The following is a 19,161-nucleotide window of genomic DNA, read 5'->3' as shown; positions in this document are numbered from 1 at the left end:
CGATCACTATCCTCTTCCCGCCGCACGACAAAGTTGCGGACCTGTCGTGAAACCATAATCCGGGCACTGGGACGGCCTGCATAGGGGTCAACCACAGCTGGTTTGGCATCAGCGGGATTGGCCGCAGGTGTTTGTTCAGCGGTGGGGCCAATACTGGCAGCCATTAACATCGTTAGGGAAATCAGCATCAGACTTTCCTTTCCTGTCACAGCCAAGCGCACGTGTGGCTGGCAATAAGGACGAAGCCTATCGTTGAACTAGATATCCCGCAAGAGATTCAAAATGGCCTGAGGAGCTTTGTTCGCCAGAGACATGGCTTGCACAGATAATTGCTGCCGCGTTTGCAGGGCTTGTAATTGGGCGCTTTCATAGCCCAAATCGGCGTCGACCATTTGGCCAATTCCAGCGGTGACACTGTCTTTCAGTTTCGAGAAATAGACGGTTTGGTTTACAAACATTTTGCTGGCAGCGCCAAGTCGCGAGAGTTCAGTGTTGAGAAAGTCGAGACTGGCGCTGACCCGGGCTGCAGCATCGATACCATCAGCAGCGGTGGTTAGTGCCGTGCCACTGCCCAAATACATGGCGGCAGCAGGGTTGACGATGGCACCTGGTGCCGCTGGTAATCGCAGATCCACGATGGGTAGGTCGAGGCTGGTTGATCCGTTGGTGCTGGCGAGAAAAGTAATGTTTGTGCCAGTCGGTCCACTTAACAAATTTTGGCCGTCAAATACGGCATTGGCGATAATGCCGCTAATTTGTTCTCGTAGAGCGATAAAGTCCGCATTGTGAATCGCGCGGCTCATGCTTGAGATAGAGGTATCGGAAGCCGCGACTGCCTTTTCCCGCATCTGCGTTAAGACATCAGACAACGAAGAACCAGCTGCGAGGGCGACATCGGCGATGCTAATGGCGCGGTTAAGGCTGGTGGTGACAGCGTCTAGGCTACTGGCTTCTGCCCGCTGTTGTTGGGCGAGGCCAAAGGTGGCGGCGCCATCGCGCGCTCCACTCGCTTTTAGCCCTGTCGAAATCCGATTTTGGACGGTTTCAACCCCGCGATTAACGCTGTTGAAAGTTTGGACAGCGCTTAAAGCTACCAAATTGGTGTGAACGGTCGATGTCAAATCAAGCCTCCTCGAATGAGTGAGTAAGAGGCTTTTAGAGGTGATTTGATTTGGATAACCAATGGTAAACGCCACCAAAACCCTATTTTTGGTGGGTAAGCGCGACTTTAAAGTCGCGGTAAAAACTATAGGACGCAGGCCGACTTAGGCTTTTGCGTCGATCATCATGCCGACCATTGCGGCGCGCTCATCTTCATCAGCGAGAGAGGTCAACGTGCTGGCCAAATCTTCAATCGGCCAAATCCGTGTGACTTCGCCAGTCACCCGATCTACCGACTTATAAATAAAGCCCTCAAACTCTATGCTCTTCTCAATGACCAAGGATTTGTTGGTTCCCATGATCTTCTCAACCATGGCAACGCGTTGCTGCGCCTCGAGCGCATCTTGCTCGGGGTCAACCGAGGCAGATTTCGATTCTTGGCTTACCGCGCGCTTATAGTCATTTGACGGCGCACGGTCGTTGGTTTGCTGATTTCTGATGTTTTTGGACGCTGGTTGTACCACAACCGCCTCCTGCTCCTGGCGTATAGGAGCAATTGGTGCGGTTTGTGCCAGCGAGATGTTCTTCGTCTCGATGTTCATCCGATCCTAGGCCGATGTCTCCACCGGTCCCCTCCAGTTCTTGTGTGCCAGGTACATCTACTAAAGTACCTAGGTCATAATGACCCACCTTTGGGGTAACACAGGAACGTCAAGGGAAGGTTTTCCCAATCGACCGCATTTTAGATAGAATTAAGACTTATTGATGCGATGTTCAGACATAGAAAACAGGCCCGGCTGCTACGCCGGGCCTGAAGTTTATGTCAGAGGATTGTCTTAGCGGAACAGCGAAAGTGCTGTTTGCGAAGAACTATTTGCAATCGACAGAGCTTGAACGCCCAGCTGTTGCTTAACCTGCAAGGCTTGCAGTTTCGCGCTTTCTTTGGCGAGGTCGGCGTCGACAATGGCCCCGATCCCGTTGTTCAAAGCGTCTTGAAGCTTGCCGATAAACGTACGGTGTACGTCCAAGCGTTTGGCACCAGCACCCCAGGTCGCCAATTGCGTACCCAAGTTGTCGATGGACGCGTTGACCAGACCCAAAGCGGTCGTGGCGTTTGCGTTGGAGTCGACCGCCGAAGTGCCGGTTACCGTGATTGTGGTGCTGGCCAAAGCCAAGCTGACACCGGTGATGGAAATGGTGTTACCACCCGTTGCATCACCCAGTGACACGGCGTTGCTTGGTGTTGCCGCAATCATGTTGGCACCGTCAAACGAAGCGTTGGCCCCGATGCTGGTGATTTGATCGCGGAGCTGGGCAAAGTCGGCAGCCAAAGCCGCTTGAGCCGAAGCCGAGTTACCAGCCTGTGTGCCGGCCAAAGCCTTGCCCTTCATTTCGTTCAGCAATTCCATAATGCTCTCGCCAGCAGCAATGCCGGTGTCGAGGATGGAAGCAGCACGATCCGCCGATTCCCGCACGCGGTCATAAGCTGTAACATCAGAACGCATTTTGTTGGCAATGGCGAACAAAGCACCATTGTCTTTAGCAGAAGCAACCTTCAGACCGGTGGCAATCGCATTTTGCGTCTTGGCCATCTCACTGTTGGTGCGGTTCAAAGTTTGAAGCGCAACCATGGCGCCTTGATTTGTGTTTACGCTAATCATTCTTGATCTCCTTACTGGTACATGGCGCACGCTATTTTAGCGCGGAAGTCATTCGGACTTACCGGTGAGGATATGTTTGAGACCCATATTTTTCGTTCTTGAAATGGAAGCAATTTTACCGAACTCTTGGTAACAGAAAGTATAATTGCGATATTTCAGCTAATCACAGAAAAAAAGGGCTTGGACCAAAGTGATCCAAGCCCAATCAATATTTGATTTTATTCTTGTTTTAGCGGAACAGCGAAAGTGCTGTTTGCGAAGAACTATTTGCAATCGACAGAGCTTGAACGCCCAATTGTTGCTTAACCTGCAAGGCTTGCAGTTTCGCGCTTTCTTTGGCGAGGTCGGCGTCGACAATGGCCCCGATCCCGTTGTTCAAAGCGTCTTGCAGTTTACCAACGAAGGTACGGTGAACGTCCAAGCGCTTCGCGCCAGCACCCCAAGTCGCCAATTGGGTACCCAAGGCGTTGATGGAGTTGTTAGTTGCGGTCAGGGCAGCAGCCGAGGTGGTGTTGTCGGTCAAGACGTTGGTACCGGCGACGCTAATGGTCGTGCTGCCCAAAGCCAAGCTGATGCCGGCGATGGAAATGGTGTTACCGCCAGCTGCGTCACCCAGTGACACGGCATTGTTTGGTGCCGCCGCAATCATGTTAGCACCGTCAAACGAAGCGTTGGCGACGACGCTGGTGATTTGGTCACGCAATTGCACGAAGTCGGCAGCAAGAGCCGCCTGAGCAGAAGCCGAGTTACCAGCTTGGGTGCCGGCCAAGGCCTTGCCCTTCATCTCGTTCAGCAATTCCATGATGCTCTCGCCAGCAGCAATGCCGGTGTCGAGGATGGAAGCAGCACGATCCGCCGATTCCCGAACGCGGTCATAAGCTGTCACGTCAGAACGCATTTTGTTGGCAATGGCGAACAAGGCACCATTGTCCTTAGCGGAAGCAACCTTCAGGCCGGTGGCAATCGCGTTTTGCGTCTTGGCCATCTCACTGTTGGTGCGGTTCAGGGTTTGCAGGGCTACCATGGCCCCTTGGTTGGTGTTTACACTGATCATTCTTGATCTCCTTACTGGTACAAAAATCACGCCATTCAGGCATGAAAGTCATTCAGACTTGGGCAGATACTAGGGATTGATCGCGGATTTTCTGTTCTACAAATAGAAGCAATTTTATCGAACTCCTGGTAAGTATAAAAGAAAATCGAAAAATAACTGCCATAAGACAATATAGAATCAAAAAGGGCTTGGACTAACCCGGTCCAAGCCCTTTCAGCTTTTGACTTCTATTTGGCCTTAGCGGAACAAAGAGAGCGCTGTTTGCGACGAGCTGTTGGCAATCGACAGAGCTTGCACGCCCAGCTGTTGCTTGACTTGAAGCGCTTGCAGCTTGGCACTCTCTTTGGCGAGGTCAGCGTCCACGATGGCACCGATCCCGTTGTTCAAAGCGTCTTGCAGTTTGCCAACAAAAGTCTTGTGCACTTCAAGGCGCTTGGCACCTGCACCCCAGGTCGCCAATTGCGTCCCTAAGTTGGTGATCGATGCGTTGACTTGGCCAAGTGCTGTTCCAGAAGTGGTGTTGTCGGTCAACACCGCTGCTGCCGCCACAGTAACCGTGGCACCGCCCAGTGCCAAGCTGGCCCCTGCGATGGTGATGGTGTTGCCGCCGGCAGCATCACCCAAGGACACCGCACTGTTGGGGGTACCTTGAATCATGTTCGCGCCGTCAAACGAGGCGTTCGCAATCACGCTGGTGATTTGGTCGCGTAACTGAAGGAAGTCGGCAGCTAATGCGGCTTGAGCGGAGGCGGAGTTACCGGCTTGCGTGCCGGCCAAAGCCTTGCCCTTCATTTCGTTCAACAATTCCATGATGCTTTCACCAGCGGCGATGCCGGTGTCGAGGATGGAAGATGCCCGATCAGCCGATTCCCGCACGCGGTCATAAGCTGTCACGTCCGAACGCATCTTGTTGGCAATAGCGAACAGAGCGCCATTGTCCTTAGCTGAAGCAACCTTCAGGCCGGTGGCAATCGCGTTTTGCGTCTTGTCCATTTCGCTGTTGGTGCGGTTCAGGGTTTGCAGGGCTACCATGGCCCCTTGGTTGGTATTTACACTGATCATTCTTGATCCTCCGGTACGCACAAAAATGCGTCATTCAGATGCACCGATCATTTTGACCTACGCCAGAGTAACACCCCAGATGAAATAAATTTATAATAATCATATAAAATTTTATCGATATGGCGAAATTCTCAGGTATTTCTGTAATAAATAAGAAAAGGCCCAAGCATTTCTGCTTGGGCCAATTTGTACGATACTTTTTTCTTTTTTATGAGATTTAGCGGAACAGCGACAATGCTGCCTGCGAAGAGCTGTTAGCAATCGACAATGCCTGAATACCGAGCTGAGACTTGGTCTGCAGCGCTTGTAGTTTCGCGCTTTCTTTGGCCAAGTCGGCGTCGGCGATGGCGCCGATCCCGTTGTTCAAAGCGTCTTGTAGCTTACCAATGAAAGTCTTGTGCACTTCCAGACGCTTCGCACCAGCACCCCAGGTCGCCAATTGCGTACCCAGATTGGTGATCGAGGTGTTGACGAGGCCGAGTGCGGTTGTTGCGTTGGCGGCGTTATCGACAGCGGAAGTCCCCGTAACGGTAATGGTGGTGCTGGCCAAGGCCAAGCTGACGCCAGTGACTGTAATGGTGTTGCCACCAGCCGCGTCGCCCAAAGCTACAGCGTTGTTCGGGGCCGCTGCAATCATGTTAGCACCGTCAAACACGGCATTAGCCCCGATGCTGGTGATTTGGTCGCGCAATTGCGCGAAGTCGGCAGCCAAAGCGGCTTGCGCAGAAGCGGTTAAACCTGCCTGCGAGCCAGCCAAAGCCTTGCCCTTCATTTCGTTCAGCAATTCCATGATGCTTTCGCCGGCAGCAATGCCTGTATCGAGAATAGAGGCTGCGCGGTCAGTCGATTCACGGACGCGATCATAAGCACCAACGTCGGATCTCATTTTGTTGGCAATGGCCCAGATGGCACCGTTATCTTTTGCGGTGGCAACCTTCAAACCCGTCGAGATTGCGTTCTGGGTTTTTGCGAGGTCGGAATTGGTTTGTTTCAGAGTCTGCAGCGCGACCATGGCGCCGTTATTCGTGTTTACGCTGAGCATTTCTTAGCCCTCATCCATACTAGGTTCTTACTCGCATTCAGCAAGTCGTATTCGTTTTGAATACCTAACCACGCTACCAGTGAGTTCTGAATGCTCCGTTGAGGAGTATGGTAAACAAATCTCTAATCCAAACTATTATCAGGTACAGTCAGGTATTGTTCTTCAACACATTGGTTTTAAGTTTTTCCTTTTACAATCAGTTTATACTGACGGGATTTCCGAGCCAATTTTGGCTTTGCATCATCCTTGGTTCCATAATAGGCTCTGTAAAATTTTATCAAAAAGATGGGGGAAAATAACATGCGCGTCTTGGGTATCAAGCTAATCCCGCTCATTCTTTCCTCCGTGCTAATCTATATCATCGGCGCGCTCATCTATGGCGTGCTGTTTTCCACCCAATGGATGGCCTTGTCGGGCTATACGCCGGACATGCTGGCGGGCGAGCAATGGCGGATGGCCTTAAGCCCGATCATGCCCGTCATGATCACTGTGGGCATGGGCCTTTTGATCAAGGATAGGGGTATTACGACGCTCATGGCCGGCCTGCGGTTGGGCGTGATGGTGGGCCTTCTGTTTTTGGTTGCAGCCCGGCTTTATAACTACGCCTATGGCAATGAGCCCTTGGGGCTTTTATTGATGGATTCCGCGCATTTGATGGCCAATGCGATGATCGCAGGCGCGGTTCTAGGCGCGATGAAAGCCGCCGAATAACAGGCTCGCGAAGCAGGCCGTGAAGTGATACCCCGTGCCAAAGCCAATCAGGCTGAACCAATGATTCTGGTTCAACAGGGGACCTTTCTTGCGCATTCTGATTTCAAACGACGATGGCATTCATGCGCCGGGCCTAGTTGTCTTAGAGCGCATCGCCCAAGCCATCAGCACCGATGTCTGGATCGTTGCGCCAGAGGTCGAGCGTTCTGGCGCCTCTCGGGCATTGACGCTGACAGAGCCGGTCCGTGTCCGGTCTGTGGGAGAGCGCCGCTTTGCCTGTTCGGGTACGCCAACCGATTGCGTGCTGTTGGGCATTGATGAATTGGTCAAGGGCAGTCGCCCAGACTTGGTACTGTCAGGCGTCAATCGCGGCCAAAACCTTGCTGAAGATACCAGCGTCTCGGGCACAGTCGCTGCAGCGGTGCAAGGCATGCAAATGGGTATACCGTCAATCGCTTTATCCCAAGCCGTCAATTTCCGCGTTAGCCAGCCTATTCCGTGGCACACCGCCGAAGCCCATGGTGCTGGGGTATTGCGCAAACTCCTCGCCAAGCCTTGGTCTGACGGCGTGGTGATGAACGTCAATTTCCCTGATTGTGAGCCCGAAGAAGTCACCGGTCTTGAAGCGACCTTTCAGGGCTTTCGCGATGAATGTATTCATCAGATAGATCGGCGCAGCGATCTTCGCGGCAATGATTATTACTGGATCGGCTATCGCGGCAAACTCTCAAAACCACCGGCAGGCTCTGACCTTCTTGCCATTTATGAGAACCGGATCTCGGTCTCACCGCTCCATATCGATATGACGGAACACCGGGTTTTAAGCGCTCTGCGGGAGGCGTTGGGAGCATGAGTATCGAAGATGGCCGCGCCCGTATCGTCCTTGCTTTGCGCAAAGCCGGAGTAACTGATGCCTCGGTCTTGAACGCCATTGAAACCATCCCACGCGAAGTTTTTATGTCGGCTGGCTTTGAAGGACGGGCTTGGGAAGATGCTGCCTTACCGATCGAATGTGGCCAGACCATCAGCCAGCCCTATGTCGTCGGCATTATGACGGCGGCATTGGAGCTCACCGGGCGCGAGAAAGTTCTCGAAATCGGTACCGGCTCTGGTTATCAGACCGCGATCCTTTCCAAGCTGGCGCGCCGCATCTTTACGCTCGAGCGCTATCGGACCCTGTTACGCTTGGCCCAAAGCCGCCATGAGGGGCTGAAGCTCACCAATATTGTTTCCAAGTGCAGTGATGGTGGGTTGGGCTGGCCTGATCAAGGCCCGTTTGACCGGATCATTTTCACCTGCGCTGCTCCAGTTCGCCCAGACGCTTTGCTAGCGCAACTGGCCCCGGGCGGCATTTTGGTGGCCCCTGTTGGGGCAGGGGCGGTGCAAGAGCTTTTGCGTTATCGCCTGCGCGAGGATGGGGTGTTTGAAGAAGAAGCCCTGATGGATGTGCGCTTCGTGCCTTTGTTGCCCGGCGTGGCGCGCGAAGCTTGAGCGTTAATGGGAGCAGCAACGCCTGCTTAACCATGTTGTGCGACACCTTCGTCCATGCGTCGCGTCATCAGCCTTTTTCTCATTGCCACCCTTGCACTTAGCGGTATCTCTCCGCTAGCGGCCCAGCCGGCGCCTGGAACACTTGACTTTGATCCGCAAAACCCGCCGACCGAAACCCGGGTTATGCGCGGCGAGACCCTCTATGCGATTGCTGAGCGCACCCGATCGCCCTTGGTCGGGCTGATCCAAGTCAACGCACTGCGCGCGCCCTTTGCCTTAACCCCGGGCCAAACGCTCAAGCTGCCGCCGTTGAAGGTCCATATCGTGCGCCGTAACGAGACCTTCTCCGCCATTGCGCGGCGCTATAATGTGGACGAGCGCTCCCTGGCGTTGTTCAACCGCTTTCCGCGCCCGGTCAAAGTTCTGCCGGGTCAAAAAATTATTCTCCCAGCGCTTGTACGCGATCAATTGACGGGCCTAGAGCCGCAAGACCTTGTTGCCTTGCTGGCCACAGAATTGGCTGCAGGCCGTCCAGTCAGTGGTGGCGTGCCAGGCCAATTGCGCCCTAATTCTGAAGCGGGTCCAGTCGTCACCGTTCCACCGCCGCCGCCCAAGCGCCCGGTAGCAGAAGCTCCAAAGACCACGCCGGGGGCGATGGCCGCCTTGCCCAGTTTTGCTTGGCCCGTTCGCGGTCGCTTGGTGGAGACCTTTGGCACCAAAGCGGACTTGCGCGTGGTGGACGGGATTGAGATCGAGGCACCTTCGGGTACGCCATTTAAGGCCGCAGCCTCTGGCCAAGTGGCCTATGTTGGCAATCAATTGGCGGGCTATGGCTGGCTCGTCCTGATCCGCCATTCCAGCGATTACATGACCGCTTATGCCTTCGCCAATTCGGTCAATGTCCGCGAAGGCCAAGCCGTCACCCGCGGACAGGTCATCGGCCAAGTCGGCCAAACCGGCCGCGCCCGCTCCCCCCGCCTACATTTCCAAGTTCGCCACGCAACAAAGCCAGTTGATCCGGTGCCGTTTTTAGCTTCGGGTAGCGCTAATCCGACTTGATTGCCGCATCCCGCAGATCGATCGACAGACCCAATTGCCCCGCCCGATCAATCACAAATTGCCACGCGCTGCGGCCAGACCGCGCGCCACGCTGGGCGGCCCATTGTAGGGCGGTGCGGTCGAGTTCTGGATCATCGGGGGCGAGGTTAAGCGCCGTGGCATAGCCGTGCACAATCGAGAGCCAAGTCGGCTGATCCAAGCTTTGGAAGCCCAGCCACAGACCGAAACGCTCTGGCAAGGCCACTTGTTCTTCCACCGTCTCTTCCGGACGGAATTCGGCTTGGTTGCCATCTGGACGATTGATGAGATGACGACGATTGGACGTGACATAGACCAATAGATTGGCCATCGCACCCGATACGCCACCATCCAACACGCTTTTGAGCGCCTTATAAGACTCATCGGCCCCTTCAAACGAAAGGTCGTCTATAAACACCAGCGCGCGCCAATCCGCCTCGCTTAAGCGGTCGGCCAGATCGGGCAGGCTTTTCAGGTCGGTGCGGCCGATTTCGACCAGTTTCAGGTCTGGATATTGCTTGGATACCTGATGATGGACGGCCTTGACCAAAGCGCTCTTACCCGTGCCGCGTGCACCCCACAGCATGGCATGATTGGCAGGATTCCCTGCGGCAAACCGCTCCGTATTCAATAGGAGCCGCCCTTTCTGTGTCTCGACGCCTTGGATCAAATCCAACGGTACACGGCGGGGCTGCGCGACGGGGGTTAAGCGCATCTGATCGCCGCGCCAGACAAAGACGTCATGGCCGTCAGGGCTCGGCAAGGGCGCAGGCGCTGGGGCCAGCCGCTCTAATGCTTCGGCAATGCGCTCTAAAGGATCGCGTTCCACGTTCATGACTTTTTCTTCTTCTTTTGAATCTTGATACAGGAACCTAAGCCGCTCTCGTGCACAATCCGCGCACCTTTTACAATGCCATTGGCCTTGCGCGCGACACGGCGTGAGGGTTTCGTCGGGCTCCATTTTGCAGGAAGCGGCAGAATGGCGGCAAGCCGAGCGGCCTGCATCGGGGTCAGGTCTTTGGCGTGCTTGCCAAAGTGATAGAGCGCGCCAGCTTCAGCCCCGAAGATACCGGGGCCAAATTCGGCCACGTTCAGATAGGCCTCCATGATGCGTTGCTTGGGCCACAGGGTCTCGATCAGAACCGTAAAGCCCGCCTCCATGCCTTTGCGCAGCCATGAGCGTTCGGGCCACAGAAACACATTCTTGGCGGTCTGCTGGCTGATGGTGGAGCCACCGCGCAGCTTGCGACCGCGCTGGTTGCTCTTCACCGCCTTCTGGATCGCGACCCAGTCAAAGCCATCATGGCTACAGAATTTGGCATCTTCTGAGGCGATCACCGAATAGATCAGGTTGGGGCTGATCTGGCCTAAAGGCACCGGATTGCGCCGCACATCCTTGCCCTGAAAAGCGCGCTCAACCATCAAAACTGTCCCCGGTATGGGGACGAAGCGGTAGATTAGGGTCCAGACAATCGGTGCCAAAGCGAGGAACGACATGATCTTACCCAACCGCCGCCAAAAGCTCTTGCGAGGTTTCTGCTTGGGTTGCGGGCGAACCTGTGGCGAGGGGCTGGTAGCAAGGTTCAAAGTTCTACTTCCCATTCGGCGCGCACACTCGCGTCGGTCTCATAGGCCATACTGGTCTCTGCCAAAGCTGAAAAGTCTTTAGGCGGCATCAATTGTCTTAATGCCCATACACCGGCCCCGCGCACCAGGGCGTGCTCATGCTGGCTTAGATGCTGAGCGGCAGGCAAGGCATCGACGTGTTTGCTATTGCCAAGGCCAATGGCGACATTCCTTAGAAAGCGGGCCACGCCAATGCGCTTGACGGGGTTCTTAGCAAAAAGCGCACGGAAACTGGCGTCATCCAACTTGGCCAGTTCTGCTAGGCTTAGGTGCTTTAGCTCGTCGCGCACCTGCAATTTCGTCTCGCGCGCGGTCTGGGCGAATTTGTTCCACGGGCACACGGCCAAACAATCATCACAGCCATAAATCCGATTGCCCATCGCGGCGCGGAACTCCAACGGGATTGGACCGGCATGCTCAATCGTCAGGTAAGAAATGCAGCGGCGGGCGTCGAGTTGGTAAGGCGCGGGGAAAGCTTTGGTCGGGCAAATGTCCAAGCAAGCCGTGCAAGACCCGCAATGGTCCTTGGTCGGCGCATCAGGGGTGAATTCTTGCGCGATCAGGATGCAGCCCAAGAACAGCCACGATCCAAATTCGGTTGAGACCAAATTGGTGTGCTTACCCTGCCAGCCAAGGCCCGCGCGAGCCGCCAAAGGCTTTTCCATCAAGGGAGCGGTATCAACAAAGACTTTAACTTCCGCCCCACTTTGGCGATGCAAAAGCCCGGCAAAGGCTTTCAGCTTCTTTTTGATCACATCATGATAATCATCGCCGCCTGCATAGACCGAGATATTGGCTTGATCCATGTGTGCCAATTTCTCCAACGGGTCAGACTCCGGGCCATAATTGACGCCCAACATGATGGCAGTCTTTGCATCCTCCCACATGGCATTCGGATGGGCGCGCCGCTCCAGCGTCTCTTCCATCCAGCCCATCGACCCGTGAAAGCCTGCTTCTATAAAGGCGCGGAGTCGGCTATCAGCTTCCCACGCAGCGCGCGCATCGGCGAGGCCACAGACGTCAAAGCCTTGCTCGATTGCGAGTTGCTTGATTGCAGCAGCGTCAAGGGGATGAGGTTTGGACGCGGTCTTGGCCAAAGCGCCCTCCTAAAAGTCCAAATCACCATAATGCGGTGGGGGCGACAGGCCTGCCAACAAATCGCCCAGAAGGGGTCTGAAAGCCGGGCGCTGTTTCAAGCGCGCATACCAGTCTTTGCCTGCTGGCGCACTGCTCCAACTGACTGCATCCAAATAGTCTAGCACCGAGAAATGAGCGGCGGCGACCATGTCAGCAATCGATAGCTTCTTACCACCAATCCAACCTTCCGCTTCAGCCGCACGGCCAATCTGGTCAAGGGTTTGGCTGGCAGCCAAGGTGGCCTGGCGCAAAACTGCCGTATCGGGTGCGCCGCCCCGGGCGAGTGCCTTGCGCGCTTTCTCATGCACGACATTTTCGACAATCGGCCCCAAGGTCCGGATCGCCCTTATGGTCAGGGCCCGCACCGCTGCGCGCTCTAACGGCCCGCCGGGTAGTAGGGGCGGGGTGGGCAGTAAGTCTTCCAGATACTCAAAGATCGCGAGTGCTTCGGAGATGGTAGCACCATGGCCCCAAGAATCATCGACCAGCACAGGCGTCACCCCGTCGGGCGCAACTGCAAGCAATCCGGGGTCTGCTTCAAACGGGGAGGCCTCGCGCACATGAAAGACGGCGCGCTTTTCACCCAGCGCCAAGCGCACGGCCCGCGACAGGGGGTCTAGGGTTCTGGCATGAACAAGCAGCATAGGATTTCTTTGTGCGTGACGCTGGCCAAGGTCAATGATGGCACACAGGTTTCAGAACAAACGGGCAGTGGTCTACAAGAAGGAATAGGGATCCATATCGATACTCACCCGCACACTGCCGGGCACACGAAACCCGCGCCGCCAAGCGGCCATAAAGGCCGACAGGTCGACTTCCTTGCTCGATTGGATCAAAAACCGCCGCCGTCGCCAACCGCGGATCATGGCCAGTGGTGGCGGGGCTGGGCCCCAAACCTCCACGCCGTCTGCTGGAAACAAAGCGTCACTGGCCGATTGGGCCGCGGCATCAACCGCCTCATCGGTTTGGGCCATGAGGTGCATCGCCGCCATGCGTCCAAAGGGCGGCGCACCGACGGCGGCGCGGCCCAGGCTTTCGGCTTCGATAAAGGCATCGCGGTCGCCCATGACGAGGGCTTGCAGCGCTTCATTGTCGGGATAATGGGTCTGGATCAGGGCCCGCCCGGGTCGATCGGCGCGGCCGGCCCGGCCTGCAACTTGGCTCAACATCTGATAGGTTCGCTCGCCGGCACGGGGGTCGCCACCTTTGAGGCCCAGATCGGCATCAACCACCCCGACCAAAGTAAGGTTCGGGAAGTTGTGGCCCTTAGCGACAATCTGGGTGCCGATCAAAATATCGATCTCGCCCTTCTCCATCCGCGCTACCAGCTCTCGCACGGCTTGGGGATTATGGGCGGTGTCAGAGGAGAAAATCTCAATCCGCGCATCGGGGAAGCGCTCGGTGGCTTCGGCTGCAATGCGCTCGACCCCTGGTCCAACCGAGACCAGCCCATCTTCGGCCCCACAATTTGGGCAAGCATCGGGCTTGCGCATGGAAAAGCCCGTGAGGTGACAAACCAAGCGGTTGGAATATTTATGCTCCACCAGCCAAGATTCAGTATCGGGTGCCTTCATGCGATGCCCGCATTTGCGGCACAAAACCACGGGCGCATAGCCGCGACGGTTCAAGAACAACAAGACCTGCTCGCGCTGTTCTAAAGTCTCCGCCATCGCCTGAACCAGCACCGGGCTCAGCCATTGATCGCGCTCAGGCGGAGACTCCTTCAAGTCAATTAGGCTGACATCGGGCAACAGCGCCACGCCATAGCGGCTGGGCAAGAGGAGGCGTTGATAGCGACCCGCATCGGCATTGAGACGGGTTTCCATCGAGGGTGTGGCAGAACCCAAAACGATTGTTGCTTGCTCAAACTTGGCGCGCGCCACCGCCATATCGCGGGCATGATAGCGCAGGCCATCGTCTTGCTTAAAGCTGCCATCATGTTCCTCATCGACGAGGATCATCGAGAGCTTCGCGAATGGCAGGAACAGGGCAGAGCGCGCGCCTATGACAATGCGGGCGCGACCCGCAGCCACTTCCCGCCACGTCCGTCGCTTTTGCGCCGCGCCAATATCGGAATGCCATTGTGCAGGGGCTGCACCAAAGCGTTGCTCAAAGCGGGCCACAATGGCTTGGGTCAAGGCAATCTCTGGCAGCAGGATCAGAATTTGCTCATCGGGTCGGGCAATCAATGCTTGGGCGACCGCTTCAAGATACACCTCTGTCTTGCCAGACCCTGTCACCCCGTCGAGCAAAAAAGGGTTGAACCCGCCTGCGGAGGCCGCTTTGGCAATCATATAAGCCGCATCTGCCTGCATTTCGGATAAGGGCCGTGCGGGCAAGGTCGGGTCTGGCGTATCAAAGGGCAGGTCGACCGGCCGCTCGATCTCTTCCAACGCGCCCAGCTTTAAAAGCGCGGTGACAATGCCGGAGCCAACGCCTGCGGCCTTGGCAAGGGCTGCCCGAGGGATGGGTTCTAGCGCGCACGCAAGGACGCGGGCGCGGGCTTCGTTCAGCTTTTCGGGGCGCAGCGCAGTTGCAACGGCCAAACGCTCAAACGGGCCGGGTCCTAAGGCTTCAGGTTGCCGCAAAACCATCGCCAAGACTTGGCCCGGCGGGGTGACAAGGTAGCGTGCGGCAAAATCGATGAACTGGCGCAAGGGTGGGGAAAATGGCGGACTATCAAACCGAGACTTAACTGGCTTTAAGTTACTGCCATCGCTGTCGGGCTTTACCGCCCAGACCACACCTATACGTAAGTTTTGCCCCAAAGGCACTTCCACCACATCGCCAAGCCCAAGCGTTAGCTCTGGCGGGACGACATAGTCAAAGGCCTCCGGCAAGGGGAGGGGAAGAAGGACGGAAACGACAGCCATACTCTCCTCCTACGCGAGACGACACGACTTGGGCAGGGGGGCGGTTCAGCCCATCGGGCATTTAGATAAAGGAGGGCTGCGTCAGATTTGGGTGTTGCTAATTTGACTTAAGCAGCGACGCGCGTTTCAAACGCGGTGCCCGACTTCACCAGATGGGTGACCGTTTCAATATCGCCCAAAGCGGTTGAGGTCGGGGCGTGGCGCGACAACAGCATTTGTGCGCGCAAGGCCGTCTTCACCGCTTGATCTTCGTGAATAGCGCCAGCGCAGCCCGGCTCAAACCCCAAATAGGAGCCACAGGCCCGCGCAAAGGATTGGTGAATCCGATCGGATTCCCTCTTGTTTTTGACCCGATTGGCTAAAACACCAATACGCGCGGCGGGTCTGCGACTTTTCAGAAGCTTCACAAAGGCATAACCATCAGTAAGGGAGGCAGGTTCATCTAAAGCCACAATCAACACATCGTCGGCGTCAGCCGCAAGCTTGAGCATCGCATGGCCAATACCTGCCGCAAGATCGACGATCACGCGGTCATAGGAAAAGCTAAGGGCGGAAATCCCGGCTGCTATGCGCTGGACGTCTCGTTCTCCTAGGTCGGCAAAGCTGGCGATGCCATGGCTGCCGGGTAAAAGATCAAAGCCGCCAGGGCTTGCAGCGCCCCCGGCGATGCGCATGACGGCTTCGGCCAAAGTCGCTTCACCGTCCATCACATGGGCGAGGGTTAGGTCTGGCTGGACGCCTAATTGGATGTCGACATTGGATAGGCCTAAGTCACCATCGACTAGAAGAACGCGCTCCCCTTGCTCTGCCAAGGCACGCGCCAGCGAAACAGCAATGAAGGTCTTGCCGACCCCGCCCTTGCCCGACGCAATCGCGACAACACGACCCGGCGGCTTGCGGGCAGGAAACGGCACGATGGTGGTAGAGTTGCTCATGCCGCATCCTCTGCTTTGATATCATCGAAGGGCTCTAACAAAAGGGCCGCGACGCGGTGGGCGGAAGCCAGCGCGATCCCACCTGTGATGAAGGGGGTAGCCGAAATTTGTGCCAAGGCCATGTCAGCTTTGTGCAACGCAAAGACCGCCGAAGCCCGCCGCTTGGTCAGGTCAAACCGGGTTGCGATGGCGCGCTTGGTGCCGATCTCGGCATAGGCGCGACCCAAGTCTTCGAGGTCCTCGTAACGCAAATCTGCTGGCATGCAGAGAATGGGTTCTAGCCCAACCTCTTGCACCAATCGTTCGGTGGCTCGCATGTCTGAAGGTTGCATGGGGCTTGCCGATGCGGCGTCAACAAAGACGCATTGGCCGGCTTGGCGCGCCTTTTTGGTCAGGTGAGAGAGTTCTTGTAAGGTGGTGGCCGTTTCAAACGGCGTGCCCAGGCGGTCGGCCATGGCACGCAATTGCTCTGCCCCACCGCAGCGCTCGCTATCGACAGAGATCAACAGTGCTTCATAGCCGACGGCCAAGGCCCGCGTTGCAAGCTTGGCTACAGCGGCTGTTTTGCCTGCCCCCGGTGGCCCAACCAGCACGACGGGGCGGGTGGGTGCGGCCTCAATTGGCTCAAACTTCAGCTTCTGGGACAGGGATTCTGAAAGAGCTTGGCGCAATTGGGCATGATCACTGACCGCCATGGTCATAGCTTGCTCCCGCGTCAGCCCAGCTCTGGTCCAGAAGACCGCCAAGCGCGACGGCGCAGGCTTGCTGACCGGTGGCTCAGGTGCGGGATTAGGCTTGGCCTGAGTAGGGGGCTTGGCCTTGGCAACAGGATTGGCCGGCACTTGCGCAGGTTTAGGCGCTGGTTGTTGCGCGACAGGCTTAGCCGCTGCCTGCCGCCCCAAAAGCGCTGCGGTGCCTCGGCTCGAGACCGACGCGGCCTTGGGTGCATAGATGGGCTTTGGCGCAGGTGGAACGATGTCCACCGGCGCGGGGCGTGGTGGCTCGTTCAGAAAATCTTCGGGCTTAAAGTGTTGGGCCAAGGTCTCTTGTTTGGAATTTGCCCCCAAGACTGGCTTCGCGCGCTCGGGTGCAACGGCTGATTTTGCCCTCGGTTTGGTGCCGGGCTCTGCCGAGGCGCTGATTTCAATACCGCCACGCGCGCTGCGCCAACTTAAGACTACCGCCTTTGGCCCAAGCTCTGCCCGCACTTGCGCGATAGCCTCGGGCAAGGTGGGGGCAAAGTAGGTAAAGACGCGCATTAGTCAGACACCTTAGACACTGCCTAAGGTGCGCAGTTTTGCCTTTGGGTGGATTTCATTCTGGCTCATGACCATGGTTTGGGCGCGGAAGCGCTCAATGAGCGAGCGGACATAGGGGCGAATGCCACCCGATGTCAGAATGACTGGGATCTCACCGGTTTGGGCGGCGCGGTCCAAAGCAATCCGAACCGCTTGCACAAATTCATGCACTTGACTGGGGGCCAGCGCCAATTGGCGGTCGCCGCGTTCGCCAACAATCGCCTCAGAGAAGGCCTGTTCCCATTTGGGTGACAGGGCTACAATTGGTAACGAGCCATCCGGGCTGCGGTTTTGGAAGCAGATCTGGCGGGCAAGCCGCGCGCGAACATGTTCCACCATCGACACGGCATCCATTGTCGTGGCTTCAGAAATGGCTTCCATAATGGTGGCGAGGTCACGGATCGACACCCGCTCGCGCAGCAAGCTTTGAAGCACGCGCTGAACCGTCGCCCAAGAGACTTGGGCAGGGATAGTGTCCTCGACCAGCTTCTGATGCTCTTTCGACAATTCCTTCATCAAGCGCTGAACTTCAGCAATCGAGAGAAGCTCAGCCATATTGTCCTTCACCACTTCGGTCAGATGGGTGGTCAGTACGGTAGCCGGATCGACAATTGTATAGCCTTTGAAGGCGGCTTCTTCGCGGAAGCTTTCAGCCACCCAAGCCGCAGGCAAGCCAAAGGCCGGCTCTTTGCACGGCTCACCCGGCAGATTGGGGGTCTCGCCTGCTGGGTCCATCACCAGTAGATGGCCGATGCGCAATTCACCTTCGCCGGCTTCCATCTCTTTCACGCGGATCGAATAGCTGTTGTTGGCAACGGCCATATTGTCCAAGATGCGCACCGCCGGCATGACAAAGCCCAATTCCTGCGCGATTTGGCGACGCAGCGCTTTGATCTGATCAGTGATGCGACGGCCCTGAACGTCATTGACCAAAGCTAACAGACCATAGCCCAATTCGATTTTGAGCTCGTCGATTGAAAGCGCCGTCGCAATGGGCTCATCCTCTTCAGGCTTTGGTGGAGCATTTGCGGCATCATGGGCCGCGACATCGGACGTAAACTGCTTGTCGGCTTCGGCTTTCCAGAGCTTGTAGGCCAGATAGCTTGCCCCAGCCCCGATCAACCAAAACGCAAACAAGGGCATGCCAGGCAGGACGCCTGCGATAAAGGCGGTTGCGGCGACCATGCCAAGCGCCTGTGGGCTGCCTGCCAACTGGCGGGCCAGTGCGGTTTCCGCAGCTTCCTCAACCCCAGCTTTTGCCACCAACATACCTGCGGCTAGCGAAATGATGAGAGCGGGAATTTGGCTGACCAGACCGTCGCCAATCGTCAATTGGGTATAGGTCGTGCCGGCTTCGCTGAAGCTTAGGTCCTCTTGGACCATCCCGATGATTATGCCGCCAATAACATTGATGGCGGTAATGATCAGGCCCGCAATCGCGTCACCGCGAACAAACTTCGATGCACCGTCCATGGCCCCGAAGAAGTTGCTCTCGCCTTCCAGCTCTTTCCGACGACGGCGGGCTTCGTCTTCACTGATGAGGCCAGCTGACAAGTCGGCGTCTACTGCCATTTGCTTGCCGGGCATCGCGTCCAAGCTGAAGCGAGCTGCAACTTCGGCGATGCGGGTCGAACCCTTTGTGATGACGACAAAATTGACGATGACCAAGATGACAAAGACGATAATCCCAATGACAAAATTGCCACCCATGATGAAGTCACCAAAGGCGGCGATGATTTCACCAGCTGCGTCTGGGCCTTCATGGCCATGGGATAGGATCAGTCGGGTCGAAGCAATATTGAGGCCGAGCCGGAACATGGTCGCGACCAAAAGGACGGCTGGAAAGGCGCTAAATTCCAGTGGCTTTCGGATGAACAACGCGGTCATCAAGATCAAGACCGAGCTTGTGACCGAAATGGCCAATAAGAAATCCAACAGGAAGGCCGGCAACGGGATGATCAAAAGGACCACCAGCCCGACAACCCCAGCGCCCATCAAAACTTGGCCAGTCATGACCCCACTGAAGAAGGTCGATAGGCTGAACTGAGGTGTTTTTGGGGTCGCGCCAATTCCTGCGGATGTGTCGGTCATGG

At 56.4% G+C, this 19,161-nt stretch carries 19 protein-coding genes; 4 read left to right on the top strand and 15 right to left on the bottom strand.

Features of this window, described 5'->3' with window-relative positions; genetic code table 11:
• The 7 genes from ACIQ20_RS08720 to ACIQ20_RS08690 all read right to left on the bottom strand — a co-directional run.
• On the bottom strand, nt 1–188 hold a 188-nt coding region (locus ACIQ20_RS08720; RefSeq protein ID WP_395779401.1), incomplete at its 3' end, for a hypothetical protein.
• A 69-nt stretch (nt 189–257) separates the two neighbouring features.
• Entirely contained in the window at nt 258–1,121 is an 864-nt protein-coding gene (locus ACIQ20_RS08715) for a flagellin (RefSeq protein WP_395779399.1), read from the bottom strand.
• Nucleotides 1,122–1,265: 144 nt separating this feature from the next.
• A complete protein-coding gene (locus ACIQ20_RS08710) occupies nt 1,266–1,703 on the bottom strand; it encodes a hypothetical protein (RefSeq protein ID WP_395779397.1) in 438 nt (145 codons plus the stop codon).
• A gap of 234 nt (nt 1,704–1,937) precedes the next feature.
• Nucleotides 1,938–2,762, bottom strand: coding sequence for a flagellin (locus ACIQ20_RS08705; RefSeq protein WP_395779395.1), 825 nt, complete (start codon nt 2,760–2,762; stop codon nt 1,938–1,940).
• Between the two features lie 229 nt (nt 2,763–2,991).
• Nucleotides 2,992–3,816: a flagellin gene (locus ACIQ20_RS08700; protein ID WP_395779393.1), complete on the bottom strand. Its 825-nt coding sequence runs from the start codon at nt 3,814–3,816 to the stop codon at nt 2,992–2,994.
• 237 nt (nt 3,817–4,053) lie between these two features.
• Complete coding sequence (locus ACIQ20_RS08695; RefSeq protein ID WP_395779391.1) at nt 4,054–4,878, bottom strand: flagellin; 825 nt, start codon at nt 4,876–4,878, stop codon at nt 4,054–4,056.
• A gap of 217 nt (nt 4,879–5,095) precedes the next feature.
• Complete coding sequence (locus ACIQ20_RS08690; protein WP_395779389.1) at nt 5,096–5,920, bottom strand: flagellin; 825 nt, start codon at nt 5,918–5,920, stop codon at nt 5,096–5,098.
• A 300-nt stretch (nt 5,921–6,220) separates the two neighbouring features.
• On the opposite strand from ACIQ20_RS08690, the gene ACIQ20_RS08685 reads away from it, so the two are divergent.
• From ACIQ20_RS08685 to ACIQ20_RS08670, 4 genes are all read left to right on the top strand, one after another.
• Nucleotides 6,221–6,631, top strand: coding sequence for a DUF1761 domain-containing protein (locus ACIQ20_RS08685; RefSeq protein WP_395779387.1), 411 nt, complete (start codon nt 6,221–6,223; stop codon nt 6,629–6,631).
• 88 nt (nt 6,632–6,719) lie between these two features.
• Nucleotides 6,720–7,484, top strand: coding sequence for a 5'/3'-nucleotidase SurE (gene surE, locus ACIQ20_RS08680; protein ID WP_395779385.1), 765 nt, complete (start codon nt 6,720–6,722; stop codon nt 7,482–7,484).
• Nucleotides 7,481–8,122 (top strand): protein-L-isoaspartate(D-aspartate) O-methyltransferase, encoded by a 642-nt coding sequence (locus ACIQ20_RS08675; RefSeq protein ID WP_395779383.1) that lies wholly within the window; start codon nt 7,481–7,483, stop codon nt 8,120–8,122. The genes surE and ACIQ20_RS08675 overlap by 4 nt, the downstream gene beginning before the upstream one ends.
• A gap of 54 nt (nt 8,123–8,176) precedes the next feature.
• On the top strand, nt 8,177–9,181 hold the full coding sequence (locus tag ACIQ20_RS08670) for a peptidoglycan DD-metalloendopeptidase family protein (RefSeq protein WP_395779381.1): 1,005 nt from the start codon (nt 8,177–8,179) through the stop codon (nt 9,179–9,181).
• On the opposite strand, the gene ACIQ20_RS08665 is transcribed toward ACIQ20_RS08670, so the two are convergent.
• The 8 genes from ACIQ20_RS08665 to flhA all read right to left on the bottom strand — a co-directional run bounded on the left by ACIQ20_RS08665 (nt 9,168) and on the right by flhA (nt 19,159).
• A complete protein-coding gene (locus ACIQ20_RS08665; protein WP_395779379.1) occupies nt 9,168–10,034 on the bottom strand; it encodes an ATP-binding protein in 867 nt (288 codons plus the stop codon). The genes ACIQ20_RS08670 and ACIQ20_RS08665 overlap by 14 nt on opposite strands.
• A complete protein-coding gene (mtgA, locus tag ACIQ20_RS08660; RefSeq protein WP_395779377.1) occupies nt 10,031–10,801 on the bottom strand; it encodes a monofunctional biosynthetic peptidoglycan transglycosylase in 771 nt (256 codons plus the stop codon). Before mtgA ends, ACIQ20_RS08665 begins: the two co-directional genes overlap by 4 nt.
• A complete protein-coding gene (gene queG / locus ACIQ20_RS08655) occupies nt 10,783–11,922 on the bottom strand; it encodes a tRNA epoxyqueuosine(34) reductase QueG (RefSeq protein ID WP_395779375.1) in 1,140 nt (379 codons plus the stop codon). The genes mtgA and queG overlap by 19 nt, the downstream gene beginning before the upstream one ends.
• A 9-nt stretch (nt 11,923–11,931) precedes the next feature.
• Nucleotides 11,932–12,606 carry a glutathione S-transferase family protein gene (locus tag ACIQ20_RS08650; RefSeq protein WP_395779373.1) on the bottom strand — a complete coding sequence of 225 codons (675 nt, stop codon included), beginning with the start codon at nt 12,604–12,606 and terminating at the stop codon, nt 11,932–11,934.
• Between the two features lie 72 nt (nt 12,607–12,678).
• On the bottom strand, nt 12,679–14,835 hold the full coding sequence (locus ACIQ20_RS08645; protein ID WP_395779371.1) for a primosomal protein N': 2,157 nt from the start codon (nt 14,833–14,835) through the stop codon (nt 12,679–12,681).
• 107 nt (nt 14,836–14,942) lie between these two features.
• Nucleotides 14,943–15,770 carry an AAA family ATPase gene (locus ACIQ20_RS08640; RefSeq protein ID WP_395779369.1) on the bottom strand — a complete coding sequence of 276 codons (828 nt, stop codon included), beginning with the start codon at nt 15,768–15,770 and terminating at the stop codon, nt 14,943–14,945.
• A complete protein-coding gene (locus ACIQ20_RS08635; RefSeq protein WP_395779367.1) occupies nt 15,767–17,029 on the bottom strand; it encodes a hypothetical protein in 1,263 nt (420 codons plus the stop codon). Before ACIQ20_RS08635 ends, ACIQ20_RS08640 begins: the two co-directional genes overlap by 4 nt.
• Nucleotides 17,030–17,041: 12 nt before the next feature.
• A complete protein-coding gene (gene flhA, locus ACIQ20_RS08630) occupies nt 17,042–19,159 on the bottom strand; it encodes a flagellar biosynthesis protein FlhA (RefSeq protein WP_395779365.1) in 2,118 nt (705 codons plus the stop codon).
• Nucleotides 19,160–19,161: the final 2 nt, after the last annotated feature.

The sequence above is a fragment of the Aquidulcibacter sp. genome, from assembly GCF_044346625.1.
Lineage (GTDB): Bacteria > Pseudomonadota > Alphaproteobacteria > Caulobacterales > Aquidulcibacteraceae > Aquidulcibacter.
The sequence above is the reverse complement of the archived record's forward strand: the minus strand, read 5'-3'. Positions and strand labels throughout refer to the sequence as shown.

Excerpts from the sequence above, each read along its gene's own strand:
- ACIQ20_RS08710 (WP_395779397.1), bottom strand. The coding sequence starts at position 1,703 with ATGAACATCGAGACGAAGAACATCTCGCTGGCACAAACCGCACCAATT.
- ACIQ20_RS08705 (WP_395779395.1), bottom strand. The coding sequence starts at position 2,762 with ATGATTAGCGTAAACACAAATCAAGGCGCCATGGTTGCGCTTCAAACT.
- ACIQ20_RS08700 (WP_395779393.1), bottom strand. The coding sequence starts at position 3,816 with ATGATCAGTGTAAACACCAACCAAGGGGCCATGGTAGCCCTGCAAACC.
- ACIQ20_RS08695 (WP_395779391.1), bottom strand. The coding sequence starts at position 4,878 with ATGATCAGTGTAAATACCAACCAAGGGGCCATGGTAGCCCTGCAAACC.
- ACIQ20_RS08690 (WP_395779389.1), bottom strand. The coding sequence starts at position 5,920 with ATGCTCAGCGTAAACACGAATAACGGCGCCATGGTCGCGCTGCAGACT.
- ACIQ20_RS08685 (WP_395779387.1), top strand. The coding sequence starts at position 6,221 with ATGCGCGTCTTGGGTATCAAGCTAATCCCGCTCATTCTTTCCTCCGTG.
- ACIQ20_RS08675 (WP_395779383.1), top strand. The coding sequence starts at position 7,481 with ATGAGTATCGAAGATGGCCGCGCCCGTATCGTCCTTGCTTTGCGCAAA.
- ACIQ20_RS08670 (WP_395779381.1), top strand. The coding sequence starts at position 8,177 with ATGCGTCGCGTCATCAGCCTTTTTCTCATTGCCACCCTTGCACTTAGC.
- ACIQ20_RS08665 (WP_395779379.1), bottom strand. The coding sequence starts at position 10,034 with ATGAACGTGGAACGCGATCCTTTAGAGCGCATTGCCGAAGCATTAGAG.
- mtgA (WP_395779377.1), bottom strand. The coding sequence starts at position 10,801 with ATGGGAAGTAGAACTTTGAACCTTGCTACCAGCCCCTCGCCACAGGTT.
- ACIQ20_RS08650 (WP_395779373.1), bottom strand. The coding sequence starts at position 12,606 with ATGCTGCTTGTTCATGCCAGAACCCTAGACCCCCTGTCGCGGGCCGTG.
- ACIQ20_RS08645 (WP_395779371.1), bottom strand. The coding sequence starts at position 14,835 with ATGGCTGTCGTTTCCGTCCTTCTTCCCCTCCCCTTGCCGGAGGCCTTT.
- ACIQ20_RS08640 (WP_395779369.1), bottom strand. The coding sequence starts at position 15,770 with ATGAGCAACTCTACCACCATCGTGCCGTTTCCTGCCCGCAAGCCGCCG.
- ACIQ20_RS08635 (WP_395779367.1), bottom strand. The coding sequence starts at position 17,029 with ATGCGCGTCTTTACCTACTTTGCCCCCACCTTGCCCGAGGCTATCGCG.
- flhA (WP_395779365.1), bottom strand. The coding sequence starts at position 19,159 with ATGACCGACACATCCGCAGGAATTGGCGCGACCCCAAAAACACCTCAG.